The 8697-nt window shown below is 74.9% G+C and carries 5 protein-coding genes and 2 pseudogenes; 2 read left to right on the top strand and 5 right to left on the bottom strand.

Annotation, left to right across the window (positions count from 1 at the left end; genetic code table 11):
* Positions 1–568 (top strand): annotated as a pseudogene (locus KIK08_RS35005) (hypothetical protein); the annotation flags it as partial.
* A gap of 16 nt (positions 569–584) precedes the next feature.
* Here the strand turns inward: KIK08_RS35005 and KIK08_RS35000 are convergent.
* Together KIK08_RS35000 and KIK08_RS34995 are read right to left on the bottom strand one after the other, a co-directional pair.
* A complete protein-coding gene (locus KIK08_RS35000) occupies positions 585–2444 on the bottom strand; it encodes a S9 family peptidase (RefSeq protein WP_214407610.1) in 1860 nt (619 codons plus the stop codon).
* A gap of 1 nt (position 2445) precedes the next feature.
* Positions 2446–4251 (bottom strand): N-acetylglutaminylglutamine amidotransferase, encoded by a 1806-nt coding sequence (locus KIK08_RS34995; protein ID WP_308258087.1) that lies wholly within the window; start codon positions 4249–4251, stop codon positions 2446–2448.
* Positions 4252–4358: 107 nt separating this feature from the next.
* On the opposite strand from KIK08_RS34995, the gene KIK08_RS34990 reads away from it, so the two are divergent.
* Entirely contained in the window at positions 4359–5153 is a 795-nt protein-coding gene (locus KIK08_RS34990; RefSeq protein WP_308258086.1) for an LLM class flavin-dependent oxidoreductase, read from the top strand.
* A 6-nt stretch (positions 5154–5159) separates the two neighbouring features.
* Here the strand turns inward: KIK08_RS34990 and KIK08_RS34985 are convergent, their stop codons facing one another.
* The 3 genes and pseudogenes from KIK08_RS34985 to KIK08_RS34975 all read right to left on the bottom strand — a co-directional run.
* Positions 5160–7721, bottom strand: coding sequence for a glutamate--cysteine ligase (locus KIK08_RS34985; protein WP_214407608.1), 2562 nt, complete (start codon positions 7719–7721; stop codon positions 5160–5162).
* 119 nt (positions 7722–7840) lie between these two features.
* The gene (locus KIK08_RS34980) at positions 7841–8485 is read right to left on the bottom strand and encodes a TenA family protein (protein ID WP_214407607.1); all 645 of its coding nucleotides are present in this window, start codon (positions 8483–8485) and stop codon (positions 7841–7843) included.
* A pseudogene (locus tag KIK08_RS34975) lies at positions 8482–8697 on the bottom strand (hypothetical protein); the annotation flags it as partial. The pseudogene KIK08_RS34975 and the gene KIK08_RS34980, both read right to left, overlap by 4 nt.

Below are 8697 nucleotides of genomic sequence, written 5' to 3'. Positions count from 1 at the left end.
CTGGGTGATCGCCCTGATCGCCGCGCTCATCGTGGGCGGGGCGATCGCCGCCGTCCTGCTGAACAACCTGACCGGCACCGGCGGCGGCGCCGACCCGACGGCCGCTCCGCCGACCGCGGGCGAGTCCGCCGCGCCGCCGGCGGGACCGCAGACCACCGAGGGCGGGGCGGACACGACGACCGGGTCCGCCCCGACCACCACCGAGGCGGCCGCGACCACGACGCCCGAGCCGACAAGCACCCCGGCCACGGCGCCGAACGACGCCGTGCAGTTCGTGCTGGACTACTACTCGCTGCTGCCCGGCAACATCGACGAGGCGCTGTCGCGGCTCGGTCCGGCGGCGGTCGCGGCCTCCGGCGGGGAGGCGAACTTCCGCCAGTTCTGGAGCACGGTCGAGACCGTCATCGTCCGGGACGTGCGCCGCCCCGACCCGAACTCCGGCACGGTGACCGGCACCGTGTCCTTCACCTACAACAACGGCCAGCCCGCCGAGTCGAACCAGCCCTACACGTGGCAGATCGCCAAGGACACCGAGGGCCGGACGTTCATGGAGAACTTCTCCAACTGACCGCCCGGCCGGTCGGTCAGGCCGTCTGCTCCACCGGCTCCAGCAGGTGCGCGGTGACCCAGCCGACGACCTCGCGGACGAAGACGGCCCGGTTCGCGGTGCCGTGCACCTCGTGGCCCTCGTCGGGGAACAGCAGGTAGGCCGGCGAGGCGGCCCGCTCGCGCAGCGCGGCCACCACCTGCTCGGCCTCCACGATCGGCACGTTGGTGTCGTGCGCACCGTGCACCACCAGCAGCGGGGCGACGATCCGGTCGACGTGGTGGATGGGCGAGAGCTCGCGCAGCAGCGCCGCGTCGGCGCGCGGGTCGCCGTACTTGGACACCGCCGACTCGGCGATCCACGGCTCGGTCTGGGCGTAGAAGGTGGCGAAGTCGGAGATGCCGCACACGTCGACGCCCACCGCGAACAGCTCCGGGAACCAGGCCAGCGCCACCAGGGTCAGGTAGCCGCCGTAGGACCGCCCGGACACCCCGACCCTGGCCGGGTCGGCCAGCCCGGTCGAGACCAGGAACTCGACCGCGGCGCGCACGTCGGTGATGGCGACGAACCGGCGGTCGAGGTCGTCGGCCGAGGCGAACGAGCGCCCGTAGCCGATGGAGCCGCGCACGTTCGGCGCGAACACCGCCACGCCCGCCGCGAGCAGCGCCTGGAACAGCGGCTGGTGGACCGGCCGCTCCTGGGCCTCGGGACCGCCGTGCAGCCACAGCAGCGTCGGCAGCGGCCCCAGCGCGCCGCGCGGGCGGAACAGCCACCCGGACAGCACCAGGCCGTCCTCGGCGCGGAACTCGTGCAGCGTCGGGGCGACGAACGCGTCGCCGTCGTCGGGTTCGGCGGGCAGCATCGGGGCCACCTCGCCGGTCTCCAGTACGACGCGGCTCACCCTCGGGGTCACCGTGGGGCCCTCGGCCGCGACCAGCAGGGCGTCGCCGTCGCGGGTGAACGCGAGCCCGGTGACGACGTCGCCGGGGACCGGTCCGACGGCCTCCAGCATCCCCGAGCGCAGGTCGAGCAGCTCGGTCTCGCTGACCCCGGCCACGTTCCAGACCAGCGCGGCCCACACGCCCGCCGGGCCCAGCGCCACGATGTCGAGGTCGGCGTCCTCGCGCTCGGCGACGGTGAACACGGTGGAGACCGCGTCGCCCCGGAGGGTGACCGCGAGCAGCGCCGGGCGCTCGCGCCCGGCGTCGGTGTGCACGTAGAGCTGGCGGCCGGTGAAGCCGAAGCGGGCGTCGGCCACGTTGGCCTCCCCGCCGGGGATCAGCTCGGTGCGCCGCCCCGACCACAGGTCGACCAGCTCCAGGCCGCGCTGCCCGCGCCGACCGAGCCGCACGACGGCGCGGCGGCCGTCGCCGCTGATGGCGCACACCCGGGCCGCCGGGCCGGCCGCGACCACCGTCGACGTGCCGTCGCGCAGGTCGTAGAGGCAGGCCTGGCCGTCGCCCGCGCCCTCCGGGAACACCGTGACGCCGAGCTGGTTGCCGCTGGGCGACCAGGTGCCGAGGGTGACCGCCGCGGCGCCCGGCGCGATCTCCCGGATCTCGCCGGAGTCGGGGCCGTGCAGCCGCACGCGGGTGCGCTCGCCGCCGCAGTGGGCGAGCTGGCAGGCGATCCAGGCGCCGTCGGGCGACCAGCTCAGCGCCTGGACGTCCTCGACGGTCTCCAGGGGGAAGTCGGGCTCGACGACGGGACCGCCGTCGGCCGGCAGCGCCGCCACCCAGGCGTGCGGGCGACCGTCGCGGTCGGAGATCCAGGCGATGCGGGTGCCGTCCGGGGACGGCACGGGATCGGAGTAGCGGGTCGTCGTGGGGGAGTCCGATCGCCCGATGCGGGCGAGACGTCGCTCGGCCAGCTCGGCCTGCAACTGGGTGGGTACCAAGCTAGAGCCCCCTCTCCTGCAGCCACATCTCCAGCAGTGCCACCTGCCACAACGCGTTCGACCCGAGGTTGGTGCGCTGGGTGTTCGGGTCGGCCAGCATCGCGTCGAGCCAGTCGCGGCGGACCAGCCCCCGCGCCTTGGCCACCGGGTCGGTGACCGCGTCGCGGACCCGGTCGAGGAACGGGCCCTCCAGGTGCCGGATGGCCGGCACCGGGAAGTAGCCCTTCGGCCGGTCGATGATGGCATCCGGCACGACGCCGCGGGCGGCCCGTTTGAGCACGCCCTTGCCGCCGTGCGCGAGCTTCAGCTCGGGCGGGCAGGCGGCGGCGAGTTCCACCAGCTCATGGTCCAGGAACGGGACCCGCGCCTCCAGGCCCCAGGCCATCGTCATGTTGTCCACGCGCTTGACCGGGTCGTCGACCAGCATGATCGTCGAATCGATGCGCAACGCGGCGTCCAACGTGTCCTGGGCACCCGGCATTCCGAACTGCTCGGCGACGAACGCCCGGCTGGGGTCGTGGTCGAGCAGCCATTCCGGCTCCAGGATGGTGGCCAGGTCGGCGTGCGGGCGGTCGGTGAAGACCTTCGCGTACTCCTCGACGGCGCGCTCGCGCGGCGTGCGGGCCAGCGGCGGGTACCAGTCGTAGCCGGCGAACACCTCGTCGGCGCCCTGCCCGGACTGCACGACCGTGACCGACTTCTTGACCTCCTCGGCCAGCAGGTAGAACGCCACGCAGTCGTGGCTGACCATCGGCTCGGCCATCGCCGTGATCGCCCCGTCGACGGCGGGCAGCATCCGTGACGGGTCGACCAGGATCTGCTGGTGGTCGGTGCCGAAGGTCGCCGCGACCAGGTCGGAGTACTCGAACTCGTCGCCCGCCTCGCCCGCGGTGGCGTGGAACCCGACGCTGAACGTCTTGAGCCCGACCTGGCCCTCCTGCGCCAGCAGCGCCACCACCAGCGACGAGTCGAGCCCGCCGGAGAGCAGCACGCCGACCGGCACGTCGGCGACCATCCGCCTGCGCACGGCCAGCCGCACCGCCTCCAGCACCGCGTCGCGCCAGTCGTCGGCGCTCATCCCGGCCTTCGCGGGGTCGCGGACGTGCTCGGGGCGCCAGTACACGTGGTCGCGGCTGGAGCCGTCGGGCTGGATCGTGCGGACGGTGGCCGGGGGCAGCTTGCGCACGCCGGCCAGGATCGTGCGCGGCGCCGGCACCACCGAGTGGAACGTCATGTAGTGGTGCAGGGCGACCGGGTCGATGCCGGTGTCCACCCCGCCGCCCTCCAGCAGCGCCGGCAGCGACGACGCGAAGCGCAGCCGCCGCGGCCCCTCGGCGTAGTAGAGCGGCTTGATGCCCAGGCGGTCGCGGCCCAGCGTCAGCACGCCGGACTCGCGGTCGACGACCGCGAACGCGAACATCCCCAGGAACCGCTCCACGCACGCCGGGCCCCAGCGGTGGAACGCCTTGATCAACACCTCGGTGTCGGTGTGGGAGAAGAACCGGTAGCCGGCGCCCTCCAGCTCCTCGCGCAGCTCGCGGAAGTTGTAGACCAGCCCGTTGAAGACCGCGGTCAGCCCCAGCTCGGAGTCGACCATCGGCTGGGCGCCCCGCTCGGACAGGTCGAGGATCTTGAGCCGGCGGTGGCCGAGCGCGACCGGGCCCACGGCGTGCACCCCGGACCCGTCCGGGCCGCGGCGGTGCATGGCCGCGGTGACCCGCGCGACGGCCGCCACGTCGGGCTCGCCGCCGTCGAACCGGATCTCCCCGGCGATGCCGCACATGCGCTCGGTCCTCTCGTCAGCCACCACGGTCCACTCGCGTCGGACGAGTGGACGATGCCGACCCCCGTCCGCGCAACCCGCGGCGTGTTTCCACCTCGTGACCCGCCTCCCCGATGTGGTGGACTCCACCGGTGACGACTCCGACCACGGGTGTGGTGTTCCGTCCGCAGTCCCCTCCCGAGGAGCTGCGCGGCGCCGTCCGCGCGGCCGAGGAGGCCGGCGTCGCCGAGCTGTGGCTCTGGGAGGACTGCTTCGCCGAGGGCGGCATGAGCGCGGCCGCCGCCGCGCTGGCCTGGAGCGAGCGGCTGATGATCGGTGTCGGGCTGTTCCCGGTCCCGCTGCGCAACCCGGCCGTGGCGGCGATGGAGATCGCCACCGTGGCCCGGCTGTTCCCCGGCCGGTTCCTGCCCGGCATCGGGCACGGGGTGCTCGACTGGATGGGCCAGGTCGGGGCGCGGGCCGCGTCGCCGATGGGGCTGCTGCGCGAGCACACGGCCGCCGTGCACGCGATCCTCGCCGGCCAGACCGTCACCACCTCCGGCACGTACGTCACCCTCGACGCCGTCCGCCTGGACTGGCCGCTGTCGCGGCCCCAGCCGCTGCTGGTCGGCGGGCGCGGACCCCGGACGCTGCGGCTGGCCGGCGAGCTGGCCGACGGCGTGATCCTCGACGTCGACCAGACCCCCGACGGCGTCCGGCGCCAGGTGGCGGAGGTCCAGCAGGGCCGGGAGGCGGCCGGGCGCGCCGACGAGCCGTTCCGGGTGGTCGTCTACGTCGAGGTCGACCCCGGCGCGCCCGACCTGGCCGACCGGCTGGCGAGCCGGGCCGCCGAGCTGGGCGGGGCCGGGGCCACCTCGGTGGTCTTCCAGACCCCAGGGGACGCCCCCGACCCCCGCCCCGTCATCGACGCGCTGGCGCGCTCCTGAGCCGGGTCACTTCAGCACCCAGGTGTCCTTGGCGCCGCCGCCGCGCGACGAGTTGACGATCATGCTGCCGGCCGGGGCCATCCGGCTCAGCGCGGCCGGCAGCACCTCGGCGTGCGGCTGGCCGCCGCGGCGCGACTGCAGCACGAAGGCGCGCAGGTCGACCGCCCGCGGCTCCAGCTTGCCCTCGGCGAACGTCGGGTGGGTGGACAGCTCGACCAGGTCCTGGGCCACCCAGCCGGCCGGGTCGGCCCGGATCGCCTCGGCCACCGCGGCCAGCTCGGCGCGCTCCGCGTGCGGGCCGATCACGATGCCCTGCCCGCCGTAGCCGTCGACCGGCTTGATCACCAGCTCGTCGAGGCGGTCGAGCACCTGGACGCGTTGCTCGGGGTCCACGCACGGGTAGGTCGGCACGTTGTCCAGCAGCACCTTCTCGCCCAGGTAGTACTCGATCATCCGGGGCACGTAGGCGTAGACCAGCTTGTCGTCGGCCACGCCGTTGCCCAGCGCGTTGAGCATCGCCACGGTGCCCCGCGCGGTCGCGTTGACCAGTGCCCGGCCGATCGGGCGCAGGTCGGCGCCCTTCGCGCGCAGCAGCGCGTTCTCGTCGATGCGCCGGTAGAGCGCCGACAGCCTGCGCCGCGCGCCGGTGCCCACCAGGTAGACGCCCTCCTCGGTGACCTGCAGCTGGCGCGGGGTCACCAGCCGCACGCCCATCCGGTCGGCCAGCAGCCGGTGCTCGAAGTACGCCGAGTCGGACTCGCCCGCGGTCAGCAGGGCGGCCTCGTCGTAGCCGGGCTCGTCGTACTCGGTGGCCGAGAGCAGCGCCGAGCGCAGCAGCCCCGGCACCCCCTCCAGGCCCACGACGCCGGCCGGCGCCTCCAGGTCGGGCATCACGCTGCGGATCAGCCGCCTGCTCATCACCGAGTAGCCGATGCCGGAGGGCACCCGCAGGTTGTCCTCCAGCACCAGCCAGTGGTCGGCGCGGTCGCGGACCAGGTCGATGCCCGCCACCGCGATGCGCACCGCGTCGCGCGGGACCAACCGGCCCACCCGGCTCAGCCCGGGCGCGTCCTCGACGACGGCGGCCGGGACGACGCCGTCGGCGACGATCGAGCGCTCGTCGTACACGTCGCGGACGAACGCCTCCAGCGCGCGCACCCGCTGGGTCAGCCCCGCGGTCAGCCCGGCCCAGTCCTCGCTGGTCACGATGCGGGGCACCAGGTCGAGCGGGAACAGCCGGTCGGGCTCGTCGTCGCCGACCCGGAACGTCACCCCGCGGGCGCGCTGCTCGGTGCGCAGCGCCGACTCGGCCGCCGCGAGCCCGCGCGGGCCCATCCGCTCCAGGGAGCGGAACAGCCAGCCGTAGTGCGGCAGCACGGTGCCGCCCGCGCTGACGGCCTCGTCGAACGCCGCCGGGTGGTAGGCGGCGAGCAGCTCGGCCGCGGCGGGCACGGTCTGCGGCGGCTCGGAGACCGGCTGGCGGCCCTGTGTGCGGGCCAGCAGCGCGTCGACGACGTCGACGTACTCGCCGCGGCGGCCGTACACCCGGCGCTGGGCGGCGGCCGCGCTGCCCCGGCCCAGGGTGGCCTGGGAGAGCTCCAGCACCTGCTCCCAGTCGCCGACCTCCTCCAGCTGCGGGCGCAGCTGGTCGACCAGCGACCCGATCAGCACCTCGGGCGCGACCAGCGACGGGCCGTTCAGGTCGACGAGGTCGCCCTCCAGCCCGGAGCGCGCGGCCCGCCAGCTGGCCGCGCGCAGCAGCTCGTGGCGGGCGTCGGGCAGCGGGACACCGGCGTCGAGGTCGGCGCGGGCCTTCCCGACCAGCGCCCGGAACAGCCCCGCGATCAGCACCACGTCGTCGACCTGCGGGCACGCGTCGCACACCCGCAGCTCGACGGTGGGCAGGTGGGCGCTGGGCCGGATGTCGAAGTAGACCATCCCGGGGTCGCTGATCGTCCCGGACGCGATCAGGTCCTCGACCATGCGGTCGTAGTCGGCCGCGGTCTCCAGGTGCCCGGGCGGGCCGGCCGTGGGCCAGCGCGACCACACCATGCTGCGGAAGCTGGCGTAGCCCGAGTCGCGCCCGCGCCAGTACGGCGAGCTGGCCGAGATCGCCAGCAGCGTCGGCAGGTAGGGCGCCACGCGCTGGGTGACCTGCACCGCGACGTCGCGGTCGGGCACGTCGACGTGCACCTGGGCGCCGCAGATGTGCTGCTCGCTGACCAGCAGCTGGTACTCGTGCTGCATCCGCTCGTAGCGGGCGCCCGCCGAGATCGCGTCCGAGGACAGGTCGGCCAGCGGCACCGTGCCCGCGGCCACGACGCCGAGCCCGAGCGGGCCCGCGGTGGCCTCCAGGGTGCCGCGCAGGCGGCGCAGGTTCTCGCGCAGCTCGTCGAGGGTGGCGCAGACCGGGGTGTTGGTCTCCACCAGGGAGCGCTGCAGCTCGGGGGCGAACTCGTCGCCGTCGAGCTGGGACAGCAGTGCGTCCACTTCGGGCGCGGACCGGCGGGTCTCCAGGTCGACGACGTGGAACTCCTCCTCCACGCCGAGCAGGGGGAGGTCGCTCATGACGCCGACGCTAGGGCGCGTTTGTTACGGGCGCGGGTCGCGGCGGGCAACGGGGGGTGGTGGCGCACCCATCCAATGTGCCCGAATCACCGCCATTCGGAACACCGCCGCGGGGCGACTCAGGTGTACGCGCCGTCGAGGAACGCCAGTTCCAGCTCCGCCGTCCGGAGGAACAGCCCGCGCAGCGCGTCGCGGCGTCCGGCGTCGAGCGCCGCGCTGACCCGGTCGAACTCCAGGCGCAGGAACGCGACCCAGCCCTCGAACGCCGCACCCCGGCGCAGCTCGACCCACTCGCGCAGCAGCGGGTCGGTCGGCTGCTCGGCGTCCGGCCGGGTCGCGCAGTCCAGCCCCAGCCAGTCGGTGACCAGCAGCACCGCAAGGCAGGACGGGTGGTCGCCGGAGACCCGGGTGGCCTCCAGCAGCTCGCGCAACTCCGCCGCGGCCGCCCGCGGCTCCGGATGCGTGCGCTCCTCCAGCGGCACGTCCAGCACGTCCATGGCGCGGGCCAGGTAGGCGGCCGGCGGACCGGCCAGCAGCCCGAGCCTGCGGGCGTGCACCAGCCGCGACTCGGCCAGGTCGCAGACCGACACGGCCGCACCCATCAGTGCCACCAGCGGATCCAGCAGCAGGTTCTCCTGCACGAGGTGGGCGCCGAACACGGCCGGCTCCAGCCGCCCGGACCACAGCTCGTCGACGAAGCGGTGGGTGGCCGCCGCGTCCCAGGTCTTGGCCGCGGCGGTCCGCAGTTCGTCGCTGAAGGTCACCCGCGAACGCTATCGACGAGCACGCCGCCCGTCAGTGCGGGGACGGCGCGGCTGGCGTCGTGGGCGGCGGCGAGGGCGACGTCGGCGCCGTAGCCGTCGGCGACCAGCTCGCGCCCCGAGGAGGTCGCGGCCAGCACCCCGAGCAGGCCGCGGGCGCTGGCCGCGGCGAACTGCGCCGCGGCCAGCTCGGCCTCCGGGGAGCGGCCGCGCAG

The sequence above is a fragment of the Pseudonocardia lacus genome (genome assembly GCF_018531445.1).
GTDB lineage: Bacteria > Actinomycetota > Actinomycetes > Mycobacteriales > Pseudonocardiaceae > Pseudonocardia > Pseudonocardia lacus.
Note: the sequence above shows the minus strand (reverse complement) of the source record. Positions and strands in the feature narration are given on the sequence as shown.